The 15,947-nt window shown below is 59.2% G+C and carries 15 protein-coding genes; 5 read left to right on the top strand and 10 right to left on the bottom strand.

The genetic code is table 11. From position 1 onward, the window contains the following. Positions 1–5: 5 nt before the first annotated feature. The 3 genes from ABD903_RS13695 to trpS are packed head-to-tail and all read left to right on the top strand — an operon-like array spanning position 6 to position 2,437. Complete coding sequence (locus tag ABD903_RS13695) at positions 6–770, top strand: queuosine precursor transporter (RefSeq protein WP_345225122.1); 765 nt, start codon at positions 6–8, stop codon at positions 768–770. Positions 771–811: 41 nt separating this feature from the next. Then, positions 812–1,450 carry a hypothetical protein gene (locus tag ABD903_RS13700; RefSeq protein WP_345225124.1) on the top strand — a complete coding sequence of 213 codons (639 nt, stop codon included), beginning with the start codon at positions 812–814 and terminating at the stop codon, positions 1,448–1,450. A gap of 9 nt (positions 1,451–1,459) precedes the next feature. Continuing rightward, on the top strand, positions 1,460–2,437 hold the full coding sequence (gene trpS / locus ABD903_RS13705) for a tryptophan--tRNA ligase (protein WP_345225126.1): 978 nt from the start codon (positions 1,460–1,462) through the stop codon (positions 2,435–2,437). A gap of 75 nt (positions 2,438–2,512) precedes the next feature. On the opposite strand, the gene ABD903_RS13710 is transcribed toward trpS, so the two are convergent. The 3 genes from ABD903_RS13710 to ABD903_RS13720 all read right to left on the bottom strand — a co-directional run bounded on the left by ABD903_RS13710 (position 2,513) and on the right by ABD903_RS13720 (position 6,508). After that, on the bottom strand, positions 2,513–3,448 hold the full coding sequence (locus ABD903_RS13710; RefSeq protein WP_345225128.1) for a hypothetical protein: 936 nt from the start codon (positions 3,446–3,448) through the stop codon (positions 2,513–2,515). A 104-nt stretch (positions 3,449–3,552) separates the two neighbouring features. Next, positions 3,553–4,749: a CaiB/BaiF CoA transferase family protein gene (locus ABD903_RS13715; RefSeq protein WP_345225130.1), complete on the bottom strand. Its 1,197-nt coding sequence runs from the start codon at positions 4,747–4,749 to the stop codon at positions 3,553–3,555. Positions 4,750–4,774: 25 nt separating this feature from the next. After that, positions 4,775–6,508 carry a hypothetical protein gene (locus ABD903_RS13720; protein ID WP_345225132.1) on the bottom strand — a complete coding sequence of 578 codons (1,734 nt, stop codon included), beginning with the start codon at positions 6,506–6,508 and terminating at the stop codon, positions 4,775–4,777. A 113-nt stretch (positions 6,509–6,621) separates the two neighbouring features. On the opposite strand from ABD903_RS13720, the gene ABD903_RS13725 reads away from it, so the two are divergent. Both ABD903_RS13725 and ABD903_RS13730 read left to right on the top strand, forming a co-directional pair. Beyond that, positions 6,622–7,665, top strand: a complete 1,044-nt coding sequence (locus ABD903_RS13725) for a Gfo/Idh/MocA family oxidoreductase (RefSeq protein WP_345225134.1) — start codon at positions 6,622–6,624, stop codon at positions 7,663–7,665. A 155-nt stretch (positions 7,666–7,820) separates the two neighbouring features. After that, positions 7,821–9,422, top strand: a complete 1,602-nt coding sequence (locus ABD903_RS13730; RefSeq protein ID WP_345225135.1) for a DEAD/DEAH box helicase — start codon at positions 7,821–7,823, stop codon at positions 9,420–9,422. Positions 9,423–9,526: 104 nt separating this feature from the next. On the opposite strand, the gene ABD903_RS13735 is transcribed toward ABD903_RS13730, so the two are convergent. The 7 genes from ABD903_RS13735 to ABD903_RS13765 form a co-directional block, all read right to left on the bottom strand. Further along, complete coding sequence (locus ABD903_RS13735; RefSeq protein ID WP_345225136.1) at positions 9,527–10,108, bottom strand: YdeI/OmpD-associated family protein; 582 nt, start codon at positions 10,106–10,108, stop codon at positions 9,527–9,529. A 14-nt stretch (positions 10,109–10,122) separates the two neighbouring features. Further along, positions 10,123–11,079, bottom strand: a complete 957-nt coding sequence (locus ABD903_RS13740) for a 1,4-dihydroxy-2-naphthoate polyprenyltransferase (RefSeq protein WP_345225138.1) — start codon at positions 11,077–11,079, stop codon at positions 10,123–10,125. 143 nt (positions 11,080–11,222) lie between these two features. Then, positions 11,223–11,822: a glutathione peroxidase gene (locus ABD903_RS13745; protein ID WP_345225139.1), complete on the bottom strand. Its 600-nt coding sequence runs from the start codon at positions 11,820–11,822 to the stop codon at positions 11,223–11,225. Between the two features lie 95 nt (positions 11,823–11,917). Continuing rightward, the gene (locus tag ABD903_RS13750) at positions 11,918–12,499 is read right to left on the bottom strand and encodes an LOG family protein (protein WP_345225141.1); all 582 of its coding nucleotides are present in this window, start codon (positions 12,497–12,499) and stop codon (positions 11,918–11,920) included. Between the two features lie 76 nt (positions 12,500–12,575). Further along, positions 12,576–14,366, bottom strand: a complete 1,791-nt coding sequence (argS, locus tag ABD903_RS13755; RefSeq protein ID WP_345225143.1) for an arginine--tRNA ligase — start codon at positions 14,364–14,366, stop codon at positions 12,576–12,578. Between the two features lie 37 nt (positions 14,367–14,403). Beyond that, positions 14,404–14,856, bottom strand: coding sequence for a YbaY family lipoprotein (locus ABD903_RS13760; protein ID WP_345225145.1), 453 nt, complete (start codon positions 14,854–14,856; stop codon positions 14,404–14,406). Between the two features lie 99 nt (positions 14,857–14,955). Then, on the bottom strand, positions 14,956–15,930 hold the full coding sequence (locus tag ABD903_RS13765; RefSeq protein WP_345225147.1) for an arginase: 975 nt from the start codon (positions 15,928–15,930) through the stop codon (positions 14,956–14,958). Positions 15,931–15,947: the final 17 nt, after the last annotated feature.

Genomic DNA, 15,947 nt, shown 5'->3' on the forward strand with positions numbered 1-15,947 from the left:
CTTGCATGGACCTTACTACGCCCAACGCGCGCTTCGCCCATAAAAAGCAACAGCTCTACCTGGTACTGAGCGCCATTTTCATTGTGAATGCGCTGCTGGCCGAAATCATCGGCGTCAAGATTTTCTCCGTCGATGAGCTGATGGGCCTACCCGGCAACCTCACGGCAGGCGTGCTCATTTGGCCGGTGGTGTTCGTAACCACTGATATTCTGAACGAGTACTTCGGCCGGGCCGGCGTTATCCGGGTAAGCCTGCTTACGGCCGGGCTTATTTCGTATGCCTTTGTGGTTATTCTGGCCACCACGGAGCTGCCTCCGGCTGCTTTCTGGCTCGATGTGAACAAAGTGGATGCGCAAGGCCGCCCGTTCGATATTGAGTTTGCCTACCGCAGCATCTTCCGCCAGGGGCTGGGCATTATCATCGGCTCGTTGGTGGCATTTTTAGTCGGTCAGATTTTGGATGCTACGGTGTTTCAGGCCCTGCGCCGGGTAACGGGCAGCCGCCTGATCTGGCTGCGTGCCACCGGCTCCACACTCGTTTCGCAGCTCGTGGACTCGTTTGTGGTGTTGTTTGTGGCGTTCTACTTGTTCGGCAACTGGTCGTTTGATCAGGTGCTGAGCGTGGCCAACACCAATTACTGGTATAAATTCGCCGCTGCTATTCTGCTCACGCCGGTGCTCTACCTCGCCCACGCGCTCATTGATCGGTACCTCGGGCAAGAGGAAACCGTGGAGCTGCAGCAAGAAGCGGCGGCTGATGTAAGCGTGTAAGCCTTTTCTCTATTTCTCTCTGCTTATTTTTTGGTTTTCTGATGAAAAAGCTACTCATCAGTTTTTCCCTGTTGTTACTAAGCACCTTGGCTTCCCACACGGCCCAAGCCCAGATGACAGTTTCGACTCCGGGTGGCAATGTAACTTTACCTAACACTCGTCCTGCGGCACCCCAAATGCCCATGATGATGCACCAGGCCATCGTTCAGACAGGCACTTGTGTACTCACCGATAGTTCTCGTGTGAGTGGTAGCATTGACTTTGAGGCCGATGACGATGGCAACCTTCAGTTAAAAGTAAAAACCAGCGACGGGCAAAAGCTCAAGTACGCGTACACGCAGATGGCTTATTTGTTGATGAACAAGGGCCGCTACATTCCAGTGACCGACAACTCGCCGGAAGCCTTTGCAACCTTTGCCAGAGTACACACCTGGGGCAAATTACAGGCCGTGCAAAGCGGGAACACGCTCCTGGTTCGGCAGCAGGGCACCACCTCTTGGGTAGCGGTACCGGCCGAGGGCGGCCCGTTTGAAAACCTAAAGAAATTGCGCGCCGCGGTTGGCCCAATGGTAGCAGATCAGCCCGCCTACGCGGCCGCCCTGGCCGACGGCCGCATCACGCATAACAACCTGCTGCAGTTCATCAAATCCTACAACGCTTACGTAACGAAGCAGCCTTAACTACACCTAATGTCCCGCATCCTCACCGGCATTCAGAGCACCGGCCGCCCGCATTTGGGCAACCTGCTCGGCGCCATTTTGCCCGCCATCGAGCTGTCGAAAAGCAGCACCAACGACTCGTTGCTGTTCATTGCCGATCTGCACTCGCTTACCCAAGTGCGCGACGCCGAAGCGCTGCGTCACAACACTTACTCGGTGGCCGCGGCCTGGCTGGCCTGCGGCTTCGACACCGACAAGAACCTGTTCTACCGGCAGTCCGATGTGCCCCAGGTAACCGAGCTGGCGTGGTACCTCTCGTGCTTCACGCCGTTCCCGATGCTGGCCAACGCGCACTCGTTCAAGGACAAATCGGATCGGTTGGCGGACGTTAATGCGGGGCTGTTTACCTACCCGGTGCTCATGGCGGCCGACATTCTGCTCTACGACGCCGACGTGGTGCCCGTGGGCAAAGACCAGATTCAGCATCTGGAAATTACCCGCGACATAGCCTCCGCGTTCAACAACCGCTATGGCGAAACCTTTGTGCTGCCCCAGGCCCGCGTGGATGAGCAGCTGATGACCGTGCCCGGCCTCGACGGGCAAAAGATGAGCAAGAGCTACGGCAACATCATCGATATTTTCCTCGACGATAAAGCCCTGCTCAAAAACATCAAGCTCATCGTATCGGACAGCACGCCGCTGGAAGCGCCCAAAAACCCCGATACCGACACCACTTTCAAGCTGTTCTCGCTGCTGGCCTCGCCCGCCGAGGTGGAAGAAATGCGCCAGAACTACCTGAATGGCGGTTATGGTTACGGCCACGCCAAGCAGGCTTTGTTTGAGGTAATCCGTACGCGCTTCGCTCAGGAGCGGGAGCAGTTCAACTACTTCATGACCAACCTGCCCGAAATAGATGCCCGCCTGGCCGAAGGTGCCCGCAAAGCCCAAGCGTATGGCACCACGGTACTCAACAAAGTGCGCGAAAAAGTGGGCTACTCGCCCCGGTAGGCACTGGTAAAGCAAAAAGGCAGGGCCGCCGGCGTATTGGCACGCCGGCGGCCCTGCCTTTTTGCTTTACACTGGTTAGCTCGATATGCTCTCGAAGCCGCCGCGCTGCTCGTTACGGAAACTGAAGCCGACTTTGCTGCCGCGGCTCACCTGCTGGTTCTCCACCTTTTGCTTCACGCTGATTTTCTGAATGTCCTGAATCGGCGGCGCTATCAGGTCATTGTTCACGGCCGCAATCATGGCGCTTTCCACAAAAATGCGCATTGCCTCGTGGGTTACGGGGTCGTTGGCCATGTCGTGGTTGGGCATTTCCAGCTGCTTCACCCCCTCGATGAAATAGTGGTTGTCGATGTTAATTAACAGACGACCAACCAGGTAGCCCGGGTCGTTCATGCGCTGGTACTTGATACTGTCGGCCATGAAGTTGTAGGCCATGATATGCCCGAAAAAACGCCGCCGGAAGTCGTCCTGCACGAACTTGGTGTTGAAAAGCGGGAAGTCGTCGGGAAAGGTGATGATGTTCGAGTGCATCACAAACACCAGCAAGTCACCCGAAAACTTGATGTGAAACTCCAGCTCGTTAATGGGCCGGTACTCGATGAGCACACTTGAATCGAGCGGCGAGAGGCGGCGCGTGAGCTCCACCACCAGTTCCTGCGACACCTTGCGCAGGCAATCGAACGTGGCCTCGGTGTTGCGGAATATGGCTTGCTTCGCCGAGGATTTTTGCTTCAGACCCTCAAAAATGATGTCGAGCTTATCCTCCGGCTCCGGCATATGCGCGCCGTCGGTGTTGGGCTCCGGTGAATTATAGGGTTCTGAGGCTTTGTTATTTACGGAACCCTGGCTCCCCTCGGCCTGCTTGGCGGCTTTGGGTTTGCGGGTTGTTTTGGGCTTGGCCGGCTTGGCCCCGGCCTCGGTTTGTTCCGCTGCACCCGTGTTTGCAGCCGCGGTGGGCTGTTCCGAAGGTTGCGAAGCGGCTATGGTCCAGGAAGTGCTGTCGTCTGCCATGCAAAAGGGCCCGGCAGGGCCGTTAGAATACCAACGTATTGAAAGGCCACAGGGCTCCGAAAAAGTAGATTTCGGTACCAGCGGCAGCCTAATGGTACGCAGCTTTAATCAGCCGTGGTTGAGTTTTCGCTAGAAAAGCTGTTCCTGTCTGCGAATTGACCTGATTCCTCGCCCAACGCCGGCGGCGACCCCAGCCGGGAAACCGCAGGCCATTGCGGGCTCCGGAACGCCACTGTGCGCAAACCCGGATGCGGGAAATCCGCACCCGGGGGCAGCAGCATTGCCGCCGCGGCGACCTGACTCAGCGCCTCGCCGGCGGTGCGCACTGCCCCGGCCGGCACGCTCAGCTGCTCCAACTCGATTAGCAGGTTCTCGCCGCTGATTTCGGCAATGCGGGCGGCCAGCAAATCCTCTAAAGCGACTCGGTTCTGCACGCGGCGGCCGTTGGTCTGAAACCGTGCGTCCAGGGCCCATTCGGTTCGATCCAGAGCCTTGCACAACTCCTGAAACTGCCGATCGGACCCCACGGCTAGCACGAGCTGGCGGCCGTCGGCGGCGCGGTACACGGTGCCATACGGCACGATGCTGGGGTGGCCCGAACCGAGGGGCTGCGGGTCGTGGCCGGTGACGAGGTAGGTGCTGGCTTGGTTGGCCAAGGAAGCCAAAGCTGCCTCGTGCAGCGACACGTGCACCTGCGCGCCCCGGCCGGTTCGCTCGCGGCGGTACAGCGCCGTTAAAATGCCTTCTTTGAGCTGGTGCGCGGCGAGCAAATCCATGAGGGCCACGGGCATTTTCAGCGGACCGCTTTTTGGCAGGCCGTTGAGGTGCATGAAACCGGTTTCGGCTTGAAGCACGGCATCGTAGCCGGCGCGCGGGGTGTGGGGGCCGTAGCCTGTTATCTGGCCGTAAATCAGGCGCGGGTTGTGGTTGCTGAGGGTAGCGTAGTCCATGCCTAGTCGCTCGGCGTCGCCGGGTTTGTAGCTGACCAGTACGATATCAGCCATAGCCACCAAGCGGTGCACGGCGGCCCGACCGGCTTCGGTGCGTAAATCGGCCACAACAGACTGCTTACCCCAATTGGCGCAGGCGAAGTACGCCGACACGTTGCCCTCCGTCGGTTCGGCAGGCGTTTTCCAGCTGCGCGTTACGTCGCCGCCGGGTGCCTCTACTTTGATTACCTGGGCACCCAGTTCAGCTAAAAACTGGCCTACTTGCGGCCCGGCCAGTACACTGGCCAGCTCTACCACCCGCAAACCTTGCAGCGGCAAATCATCGTCGGCAGCGGCGTTGGATTCAGACATAATACACTTACTCAGAAAAGAAATTTCAGCGACTGGTGTTGATTAAACGGGCTTTTTTCGGCTCCAACCCTACGACGGAATCAGCAGCAGCCTTACGCTTAAACACCGACAGGATTTTGACGCCGCCAGCCCTGATGCTGTACACTTCCCGCCCCACACTATCGGCGTAGGATTGCGGATGCCAGCGGTAGCCCGTGAGGAAGTAACGGTGGTTGTTGCTTTTGCGAGTTACCGGCTGCAGCCTTTCGCGCTCGGCAGCCGGCAAAACAAAAATATTGTTGCTGACCGGGGTTAGAAACGGGGCGGCTACGGGGATGCGCGGGCTTGCATCGTGCGCAGCAATCCACTCCAACCCTTGCCGGTAAGCCAGGCCCCAATAGTCGCGCTCAAACTGCTGTTCCACTACCGCAGCGGGGAGAAAGCTGAAGTATACGTTTTGGTAAGGGTGCATTTGCACCATGCGTACCGCGGTGCGCACGGTTTCGGCTGCCATCAGCACCAAGACGGCCAGCGCAAACCACCGCCCCTTTGCGGGCTGACGGGTAGCCTGCCACAGTGCGTGCAGGCCCCTGCCCGCCCACAGCAGGAAAGCAGGGTACACAAAATACAAGTGCCGCCAGCCGTCGTAGAGCGAGGGGCGCAAGGCCAGCACAAACACCAGCGGCCCCAGCAGCCACAGCAGCAGCAGCGCATCGAGGCGGCCGGCTGGCGTACGCAGCACCCCTAAGCCCGTCCGAACCAAGTGCCGCAGGCCGGCGGCCAAGCCCAGCAGCGCAGCTAATGTGTAGGGCAGCGGCGTGGTAATGCTCAGCCATACGAAAACGTAGTGCCAGGGCAGTTGATTGGCCGGCACAAAGCGCCCGAAATAGAGGTTGGCGTGGGGCCAGGCGTAGGAGCGTAGCCCTTCACTGGCTTGTGCCAGATCAGACCAAGCGGCCGTCCATAGGTAAGGCCAGCCGGCTACTGCAAAAGCTAACGCCGCGGCCAGGTATAGCAAAAACAACCACCCCCACCCCCACCGCGGCCGGAGGCTACCGGTTTCGCGCTGAGCCAGGGCAGCCTCCAGCGCCAGTCCGATAGCCGTTAGCAACAGCAACTGCAGCCCTTGGGCACGCAAGTCGATGGCGGCGGCTGTGGTAATGGCGTGCAGAATAGCGCGCTGCCAACTGGGACGGCGTAGTAACTCAACCAGCGTGTACATGGCCAAAGCGTATAGAGCCATGAATACAAGGTCTTTGCCGTTGTAAAACGCCTCGGCAAACAGGCGGGGCGACAACACCAACATCCCCGCTGCAATCAAAGCTAGCCGCCAGTTTGCGAAGCGTACCCAGGCCAAGCGGTACAATGCCCACACGCCCAGCATAAACACTAGAAACACGCACAGGTGACGCCAGAAGTAGAATGCACGCGAATCGTGGGCGCCTAGCACCTGACCCGAAACCGTGACCAGCATTTCGAACAGGGCGCCGTGGTCACGGTCTTTGTAGGTAGCCAACGCGGGCACCCAGGCCGGATTTAATGACGGGTTCTGCGCCATGGAAGCGGGCAGCAGGCGCTGAGCCACGTACTTCAGGTTCACGAGGCCGTTCAGGTGGTTGTTCACCTCATCCCACGACATGCCATAGTCGCGGTGCAGCCCCAAGCCCAACGCCAGCAATGCGCCGAAAAACAAGGCAACTGCCATGCGCTGGTTACGCCCCGCGCGTTGTGGGGCGCGTGCAGAAGTATCGGGAGCCGAAAGAGCCTCGGGAGGTTTCACGCCGGAAGGTAGCGCCAAAGGCTTTTACTGACGTTTTCCGCTTGAAGAACCAGTCCGTTTATCGAAGTCCCATCAACATCCTTTTAAAACCCTCTTGCGGTTAGCTTTGCTTTATGACGACTCCCATCCAAACCGGCTTGCTGGCCTACGGCATGTCGGGCCAGATTTTTCAGGCGCCGTTTTTATCCGCGCACCCCGGGTTTACCCTGCGGGCAGTGGTGGAACGCAGCCAGAAACGCGTGCAGCAGCGTTACCCCGAGGTTAGCAGTTACGACACTGTAGACGCGCTATTGGCCGATTCGGACATAGAACTGGTGGTGGTGAACACCCCCAACGATACCCACGTGGCCTTAGCCCGGCAAGCCCTGCAAGCCGGAAAGCACGTGCTGCTCGAAAAGCCCGTGGCCACCAACGTGGCCGAAGCCGAAAGCCTGTGGCAGCTGGCGCGTTCGGTAAACCGGCAGATTTTCGCCTACCAAAACCGCCGCTGGGACTCCGACTTTCAGCTGGTTCGGCAAGTGGTGGAAAGTGGGCAACTGGGCCCACTGGTAGAAGTTACGTTCCGATTCGACCGCTACAAGCTGCCGCTGCACCACAAGGTGTTCAAGGAAACGCCCGGCCTGCCCGGCAGCGGCTTGCTCTTCGACTTAGGCCCGCACATTATCGACCAAGCCCTGAGTTTATTTGGTCGGCCGCAACACTCGCGCCTTACATTGGGCAGCTTCCGGCCCGGCTCGCAGGTCAACGATTACTTTCAGCTGCAGCTGCTGTACCCCAAAGGCCCGCTGGTAACGCTGGTTTCGGGGCTTGTTATTGCGCAGCCATTGCCCTCGTTTGTGCTGCACGGCACGCAGGGCAGCTTCAGCAAGACGCGGGCCGATGTGCAGGAGGCCCAACTCGGGGAAGGCATGTCGCCGCTGGATGCGGCCTATGGCCTGGAGCCTACGGACCAAGCCGGGCAGCTAACGTTAGTAGCCAATGATGGACAAAAGACGACTGCGCTACTTCCCGCTCCGAAAGGAGATTATATGCACTTATTTGAAGCGGTGTACCAAGCCCTGCGCCACGGCGTGCCCTACCCTATTCGGGAAGAACACATTATTTGGCAGCTGCAAGCCCTGGCCGAACCGGGCGAGCAATGGCAAATGAGCCGCTAGTGCGCTGAATGGGCCACCCGAGCTGAACCGTTGCCCGAGTCGAACCATCCAACGCCGCACCCTGTTGATTTCGCGTACCTTTGGTACAAAGCTGTTAGTGCTGACCAATTAGAAACGCCGGGTCAGCCTCTTGTTCACTTCATCTCGCTGAACCCTTGACGTTCGAAGAATTCCAGTTGCACCCCGACGTACTCGACGGCGTGCACATGATGGGCTACACCAAGCCCTCCCCCATTCAGGAGCAGGCCATTCCCTCGGCCCTGCAAGGCAAAGACCTCATTGCCTGCGCCCAAACCGGCACCGGCAAAACGGCCGCCTACCTCCTCCCCATTCTCGACCACATTGCCTACGACCGCCCGGCCCACACCGTGGCCCTGGTGCTCTGCCCCACGCGTGAGCTGGCCAAGCAGATCGACGAGCAAGTGGAAGGCTTCGGTTATTACGCCGGCGCCAGCAGCATTGCTATTTACGGCGGCGGCAAAAGCGAAAACTGGGAGCAACAGAAACGCGCCCTAACGCAAGGTGCCGATATCATTGTGGCCACGCCCGGCCGCCTGATTGCGCACATGCAGTTGGGCTACGTGAAGCTCGATCAGATCGACTTTCTGGTGCTCGACGAAGCTGACAAAATGCTGGACATGGGCTTCTCCGACGACATCCTGCAAATCGTCAGCCATCTGCCCACGCACCGCCAAACGCTGCTCTTTTCGGCCACCATGCCGAACAAGATCCGCGACTTCTCGAAGAAGATTCTGCATGAGCCCGACGAAATTCGTTTGGCCGTTTCGAAGCCCGCCGAGAACATCAATCAGCAGCTTTACATGGTGTACGACACCATGAAAATTGCCCTGCTCGAACACCTCATGGGCCAGCTCGACGTGCAGAGCATGATTCTTTTTACCTCGCGCAAAATGAACGTTGGGCCCATTGAGCGTGCCCTGCGCAAGAAAGGCTTTAATGCCCGCGGCATTACCTCCGACCGCACCCAGGAGGAGCGCGAACAGGTGCTGCGCGAATTCAAAAACAAGCAGTTCCAGATTCTCGTTGCTACCGACGTGATGAGCCGGGGTATCGACGTGAGCGAGCTGAGCCATGTGGTGAACTTCGACCTCCCGCGCGACGCCGAGGACTACGTGCACCGCATTGGCCGCACGGCCCGAGCCGGCGCCGATGGCATGGCCATTACCTTCGTCTCGGACCACGACCAGGACGCGGTGGTGAAAATCGAGAAGCTGATTGAGAAGGAGCTGGTGAAGAACCCCACACCCGAGGAAATTGGCCCGTCGCCGGAGTTCGACCCGAAAAAGTACCGCGGCAAGCCCCACGGCAGCAAGCCCGCCGGCCGTGGTGGCCGCTCGCCCTACGCGTCGGCCCCGGCCGAACGCAGCCATGACAACAATCGTCCGGTTCGGCCTGCCCAGCAACGACCCGCAGCCCCGGTAGCCGAAGGCGAGGCTGCTCCGACCACCGTGGCCGCCGAAGGCCAGGAAACGCAGGAAGCCAAGCGCCGCAAAAAGCGCCGTAGCAGCAAACCGCGTTCAGAACGCCCGGAAGGCTCCGTTGCAGCTCCCGCTACCGATGCTCTGGCAACAGGTGAAAATGCTGCCCCTGCGTCGGCGGAGGGTGGTGAAGGTGCTACTGGTGAAGCAGCCAAGCGCCGTCGTAAGCGCGGCGGACGAAACCGTAGCGGCCGTGGCCCGAAGCCAGAAGGCATTGCCAGCGGCGAGGTAAACGTATCGGCGCCGGCTGCTGAGTAAGCGCCACGATGATATTAGTAACAACAAAGGCCGCTGAATCAGCGGCCTTTGTTGTTTGCAGGCAGAACATAATCAGGTCGTTTTCTGAACAGCAAGAGCCTGTCTTATCTTTTCATTTTCTTGCTTTCTACGGCCTGAGCTATGATTTCCGCAATGCGTTTGGCCTTGGTTTCGGGCTGCTTGGCGCTATCCAAACGGTAAAGCAGGTTCTTTTTCACCGACGGACTGAAGGCTTCGAAACCTTGTTTCGCTGCCGGTACTTCTGCCAACGCTTTTTCCAGCTCGGGCGGTACAATGAGGTTATCGGACGAATCGAGGGTGTTCCACGAGCCGTTTTGCTTGGCCAAATCAATTTTTGCCTGACCTGCGGGCGTCATCAGGCCCGCTTGCACGAGTTGCTCAATGCGCTGCTTGTTGACCTTCGACCACACGCTGCGCGGCTTGCGCGGTGTGAAGAGCAACATAGTTCGGTCGGCGTCGAGCTTGCGCGGCAACGAGTCGATCCAGCCGAAACACAGCGCTTCTTCCACGGCCTCGGCGTAGCTGACGCTGGGTTGGCCGCTGGCTTTCTTATTATAAATCAGCCAGATTCCCGGCTCCGACGCATGGTTATGGGCCAGCCACTGCCGCCATTCGGCCCGGCTGAGCGGATGATAAGAAGCATATTGGTCAATTACGCGTGGCATGATATGGGTAGATTTTACAGCAGTTGCCCAATGCCAAATAGTAGCACAAACAGCAGCGTGCTCATGGCCATCTGTTTCAGCAGCGGGTCAAGCTGCATGGATTGCTGCCGCTTCCACACCTGCACGCCGTTGAAGACGAGCAGCGGCACAGCCCCTAAGAACAGCCACTGCCAGGGTGAGCGGTAATTCTGCAACACGAAGACGACAGCCGCGCCCAAACCCAGCAGAATCAGCAGCCAGTGGTAAAGCCGGGCGCGGCGCGGCCCCAAGCGTACGGGTACCGTAATTTTACCAGCTAATTCATCGGAGCGGATGTCACGGATGTTGTTCACGTTCAGCACCGCTGCCGAGAAGCAGCCGAGGCTGGCGGCGGGCAACAGCACTTCCAGCGGCAGGGACTGGCTTAGCTCATGGCTGTGCGAGTAGGCTTGCAGGAAATATGTACCGCATACGCCCACCAGACCAAAAAACAGGAACACCGATAGGTCACCTAGGCCCGCATAGCCATAGGGCTTAGAGCCGGCGGTATAGTTAACGGCCGCCCAAATGGCCGCGAGGCCTAGCACCAGAAACGTACCGAACACCCACAGGCCCGCGAAACCCAGCGCCACCCACAGCAGCGCCACGCCCACCACAAACGAGGCCGCGCCGAACACCACCATGCCCTGTTTCATTTGGTCGGCCGCAATGGCCCCGCTCTGCACGGCGCGTTGCGGCCCTTCGCGGTGCACGCTGTCGGCGCCGTTTTGGGAGTCGCCGTAGTCGTTGGCGAGGTTGCTCAAGATTTGGAGCAGCACGGTGGTGAGGGCTGCTAGGCCCACTACAGTACCGTTGAATTGCCCGCGACTGGCGGCCAAAAAGGCGCCCATCAGAATACTGGCCAGGGCCAGCGGCAGCGTGCGCGGTCGAAACGCCGAAACCCAGGCCTTAATAGGGCTTGGGTTGGCGGAGGGTAGGTTAGAAGAAGTCATTGCGCAGGCAATGGAAATGGATAAAAACGAGCATCCTGAGCAACAGCGCCGAACTTCTCCGCAACTGACTGATAATTCAGAAGGGCACAGGTCCGGCGCTGGCGCTCAGGATGATAAAGAAACGAGCTTGCGCAATGGCAAGGCTATTTCATAATGGCAGCCACCAGTTCGTCGCTCATGGGCTTCACCTTGGAGGGGTAAAAGGCCATAACGTGGCCTTGCTCGTCGATAAGGTATTTGCAGAAGTTCCAGGTGGGTTTTTCATCGGTTACGCCGTTTTTCGACTTGTCGCCGAGGAATTGAAACAGCGGAGCCGTATCGGAGCCGGTTACCGAAACTTTGGCAAAGAGCGGGAAGGTCACGCCGTAGTTTTTCTCGCAGAAAGAGGCAATCTGCGCGTTGGTGCCGGGTTCCTGCCCGCCAAAGTTGTTGGCCGGAAAGCCCAGCACGGTTACCCGGTCGCCGTGCTTTTTATAAAGCTCTTCCAACTCTTTGTACTGCGGCGTGTAGCCGCACTCCGAAGCCGTATTCACGATGAGCAGCTTCTTGCCCTTGTACTGGCTCAAGGGCATAGGTTTGCCATCGATGCTGGTTAGGTTGAAGTCGTACACAGAGCCGCGGGCAGCGGATGTTTCGGTAGTAGCGGTTTCGGCCATAGCGTTGGGTTGAGCGGGAGAAGGTTTGGTGAGCCCGCCGCAGGCGGCAAGCAAAAGGGCAAGCGGAAACAGGGTCATAGAGTTCATGGCGAACGGTGGGTTAACCGTCGGCGCTGGGCTAACAGCGGGCGAAGGCGTTTGTTCGGGAGCAGCGGGGGAAGGGAAGCGGCTCCCAAGCGGAGCTAGGTAAGCGGAGGCGTGAGCCATTTTTCCACGCGGGGCGGCTGCCAGGCGTGCATCTGGGTCAGGAGTTCGTCGATGGTGGTGGCCACCAGCAGCATCTGGCGGTTTTCGGGGCGCAAAAGGCCTTGCTGGGTCATGTGGTCGAGCAGGTGCAGCAGGCCGTCGTAAAAACCGGCTACGTTCAGCACGCCCACGGGCTTGTGGTGCAGGCCCAGTTGGCCCCAGGTCAGTACTTCAAAGAGCTCTTCTAAGGTACCAAATCCGCCGGGCAAGGCAATGAAACCGTCGGAGAGGTCGGCCATGCGCAGCTTGCGCTGGTGCATGGTTTCCACCACTTCCAGCTCGGTGAGGCCCATGTGGGCTACTTCTTTCTGCTTTAGAAAATCGGGGATGACGCCGATGGCCCGGCCGCCGTTTTGCATCACGGCATCGGCCACAGCGCCCATCAGGCCCACTTTGCCGCCGCCAAACACCAGCGTAATGCCGCGCTGGGCAAATGCCTGGCCCGTAAAAGTAGCCTGCTCGGTAAAGCGAGGGTCGAGGCCGGCGCTAGAGCCACAATACACTGCAATGCTGTTCATTATGCTTTTGTTAAAGACCAAGAAGAGAGCTTTTCGAAGCAAAAAAGAAAGCGCCGGTGGCGCTTTCTTGTGAGGTTTACATGCGTTCCGGAGCTGCCATGCCCAGCAGGCGTAAGCCCGCTCGCAAGGTGTCGGCTACTTGCGCCGACAGGGCCACGCGCAGCCCGCGTTTGGCTTCGTCGGTTTCGGCCAGCACGGGCACCTCGGTGTAGAAGCGGTTGTAGGTTTTGGCCAGGTCGTACACGTACTGCGCCACCACGGCGGGCGAGTAGGCGCGCGCGGCATCGGCCACGGCGGTGCGGTAACCGGCCAAGGCCTGCACCACTTCCTGCTCGGTTTCGTGCAGTTCCGTCAAGCCGGCGCTTACTTCTTCAGCCACGCCCATTTCGGCGGCCTTGCGCCGCAGCTGCTGAATGCGGGCGTGGGTGTACTGTATGAACGGGCCGGTGTGGCCGTGGAAGTTGATGCTTTCCTGGGGGTCGAAGAGCATACGCTTCTTGGGGTCGACTTTCAGCAGGAAGTACTTAAGCGCGCCTAAGCCGAGGGTGTGATAGAGCTGCGCGGCTTCGTCTTCCGAAAGGCCTTCGATTTTGCCCAGTTCCTGGGTGGTTTGGCGGGCGGTGTCCATCATTTCGCGCACCAGCTCGTCGGCGTCTACCACTGTGCCTTCGCGGCTTTTCATCTTGCCCGAGGGCAAATCCACCATGCCGTAGCTGAGGTGGTGAATGGCGTCGGCGTAGGGCTTGTCGAGCTTTTTAAGCACGGCCTTGAGCACCTGCATGTGGTAGTTCTGCTCGTCGGCAATAACGTACACCGAGGAATCGTAGCCAAAGTCTTGGTACTTCAGCTCGGCCGTACCCAGGTCCTGGGTGATATACACCGAAGTACCGTCGGCGCGCAGCAACAGCTTCTCGTCGAGGCCTTCTTCTTTCAAATCAACCCACACCGAACCGTTTTCCTTGCGGAAAAACACGCCCTTCTGCAGGCCTTCCTCCACGCGCTCCTTGCCCAGCAGGTAGGTTTCGGACTCGTAGTAGAATTTATCGAAATCGACGCCGATGGTGCGGTAGGTTTCGTCGAAGCCCTCGTACACCCAGCCGTTCATCTGGCGCCAGAGGCCCACTACTTCTTCGTCGCCGGCTTCCCACTGCTGCAGCATTTCCTGCGCGTGGCGCATCAGCGGCGCTTCGCGCTTGGCCACGTCGTTGGCTACGCCTTCGGCTTCCAGCTGCTTGATTTGCTCGCGGTAGTGCTTCTCAAACAGCACGTAGTACTTGCCAATGAGATGGTCGCCTTTGATGCCGGCGCTCTGCGGCGTTTCGCCCTGCCCGTATTGCTGGTAGGCCAGCATGGACTTGCAGATGTGAATGCCGCGGTCGTTTACCAGGTTGGCCTTGGTAACGGTAGCACCGGCGGCTTTCAAAATCTCGGCCACCGAGTAGCCGAGGAAGTTGTTGCGCAGGTGGCCCAGGTGCAGGGGCTTGTTGGTGTTCGGCGAGGAGTACTCCACCACCACGCGCTGCGGACCGCCCGCGTTCTGGGGCTGGTTTACATCCTGGGTGCGCAACTCGCGCAGCAGGCGCAGCCACTCGGCATCGGCAATTTCCAGGTTCAGGAAGCCTTTCACCACGTTAAAGCCCTTCACGTGGGGCTCGTTGGCGGTGAGCCACTCCCCTAGCGCTTGCCCAATTTGCTCGGGACCTTTGCCCAGGGGTTTGGTGAGCGGAAACGTAACGAGCGTAAACGAACCCGCGAAATCCTTGCGCGTGGGCTGAATGGTGAGCTGTTCGGCGGGCACGGCGGCGCCAAAAGCCTGCTGGATAGCGGTGCTCAGGGCCGCTTTGAGGTCTTGTTCTAACTGTTGCACGCGGCAAAGGTACGCAGCCAACGGGCACGGCGCAGCCTTACTTTTGGGCCCGCACAAGCACCAGATCGGCAGCCGAGGGCTGACTTTGCGTTAGCACTGGGTACGCCTTGTCGGTTACGAAAAGCAATTGCGTAGCGGCCGGCTCACCGTAGCGGATGCGCGCCTGCACCCCGTAGCGGCGGTTCTGCTGAATAGAATCGGGGTGGTAAGCAATGCGGTAGGCAAACGGCACCTGTTTGCCGGCCGCCTGCCAACGCTGCTGGGCCAGCACCCGCACCTGCGCGTCGCCTCCCGACATATCAACCAATTCCACCTCGATTACGGCGTCGTCGGGCAGCGCTATCCGCTCGCGGTAAGTGAGGGTGCCGGCCACTTCGGCCATTGCGGATTGGCTGGATGCGGCTGTGGGAGCTTCGGTAACGGGCGGCTGCGAGGAACTGCTGCAACTCAGTAACAACACGCTCAGCAAGGAAAGCAGGTTCGTTTTCATAGCGCACGGGAAACAGGTACAACACGTAGCAGAGGCCCGGTTTCGGGGCTTCTGCTACGTGTTGTACGTTGGTAACGCCTTAGCCGGTGTATTCTGGACTTACCGCCCGGCCACAGTATCCAGCCGCAGGCGCTCCTGAATGGCTTCCGTGGCCACTTCCAGAATCTCGAAGGCGTTACCGGCCATGGTGTTTTCGGAGTCCAGCGTGGGATTGATTTCCACCATTTCGAAGCACACCACGCGGTCGTTTTCGAGCAGGGCGCGGCATAAGGCCTGCGCTTCGGGCACGTCGAGGCCCAGCTCTACGGGGGTGCCGGTGCCTTTGCTGAAGCGCGAATCGAGGGAATCCACGTCGAAGCTGATGTACACCAGGTCGCAGAAACGCAGCTGCTCGTAAATCTCGCGGGCTACCTGGCGCGGGCCTTTGGCGCGAAACTCGTCGAGCTTGAAATTCTTGATGCCTTTCTGGGCAATGATGAGGTCCTCCTCCACTTCGGTGTCGCGCACCACCACGTATACGAGGTGCTCGGGCGTGACTTTGGGGCCTTCTTCGCCCAGGTTTTTCAGGCGGCGCCAGAAAAATTCGGTTTCGGGCTCTACCTCGTTGCGCTGCAAATTGAGGTGGTCGGCGCCGAGGGCCATTGCCAAGGGCATGCCGTGCACGTTGCCCGAAGGCGTGGTGTAGGGCGAGTGGATGTCGGCGTGGGCATCGATCCACACCACACCGATGGTTTTGTGCGGATAGGCTGCTTTAATGCCCGCCAAGGTTGCGGCGGCGTTGGAATGGTCGCCGGCCAGCACCAGGGGAAATTCGCCGAAGCGCAACGTTTGCTCTACCGTGTTGGCAATGGCCTTTTGCACGGTGTAGATGGCGTCGATGTGCTTGGCGTAAGGGAAATGGTTTTTGTCGAACAGTACGTGGTTCTGGTCGGGCACCACCACCGAGTTAAACCGGCGGAAATAGTCCGAGCCTTTGTTCAGACAAGCTACTTTGAGGGCATCGATGCCCAAGCTGGCCCCGCGGGTGCCAGCACCGAGTTCCGACCGAACTTCGATCAGCTTAATGCGTCGCATATCTACTACATCGCAGA

Source organism: Hymenobacter koreensis (assembly GCF_039541855.1).
In the GTDB taxonomy this organism is placed as follows: domain Bacteria; phylum Bacteroidota; class Bacteroidia; order Cytophagales; family Hymenobacteraceae; genus Solirubrum; species Solirubrum koreensis.

Excerpts from the sequence above, each read along its gene's own strand:
- ABD903_RS13725 (WP_345225134.1), top strand. The coding sequence starts at position 6,622 with ATGACGACTCCCATCCAAACCGGCTTGCTGGCCTACGGCATGTCGGGC.
- ABD903_RS13710 (WP_345225128.1), bottom strand. The coding sequence starts at position 3,448 with ATGGCAGACGACAGCACTTCCTGGACCATAGCCGCTTCGCAACCTTCG.
- ABD903_RS13715 (WP_345225130.1), bottom strand. The coding sequence starts at position 4,749 with ATGTCTGAATCCAACGCCGCTGCCGACGATGATTTGCCGCTGCAAGGT.
- trpS (WP_345225126.1), top strand. The coding sequence starts at position 1,460 with ATGTCCCGCATCCTCACCGGCATTCAGAGCACCGGCCGCCCGCATTTG.
- ABD903_RS13695 (WP_345225122.1), top strand. The coding sequence starts at position 6 with ATGGACCTTACTACGCCCAACGCGCGCTTCGCCCATAAAAAGCAACAG.
- ABD903_RS13745 (WP_345225139.1), bottom strand. The coding sequence starts at position 11,822 with ATGAACTCTATGACCCTGTTTCCGCTTGCCCTTTTGCTTGCCGCCTGC.
- ABD903_RS13750 (WP_345225141.1), bottom strand. The coding sequence starts at position 12,499 with ATGAACAGCATTGCAGTGTATTGTGGCTCTAGCGCCGGCCTCGACCCT.
- ABD903_RS13760 (WP_345225145.1), bottom strand. The coding sequence starts at position 14,856 with ATGAAAACGAACCTGCTTTCCTTGCTGAGCGTGTTGTTACTGAGTTGC.
- ABD903_RS13765 (WP_345225147.1), bottom strand. The coding sequence starts at position 15,930 with ATGCGACGCATTAAGCTGATCGAAGTTCGGTCGGAACTCGGTGCTGGC.
- ABD903_RS13735 (WP_345225136.1), bottom strand. The coding sequence starts at position 10,108 with ATGCCACGCGTAATTGACCAATATGCTTCTTATCATCCGCTCAGCCGG.
- ABD903_RS13740 (WP_345225138.1), bottom strand. The coding sequence starts at position 11,079 with ATGACTTCTTCTAACCTACCCTCCGCCAACCCAAGCCCTATTAAGGCC.
- ABD903_RS13700 (WP_345225124.1), top strand. The coding sequence starts at position 812 with ATGAAAAAGCTACTCATCAGTTTTTCCCTGTTGTTACTAAGCACCTTG.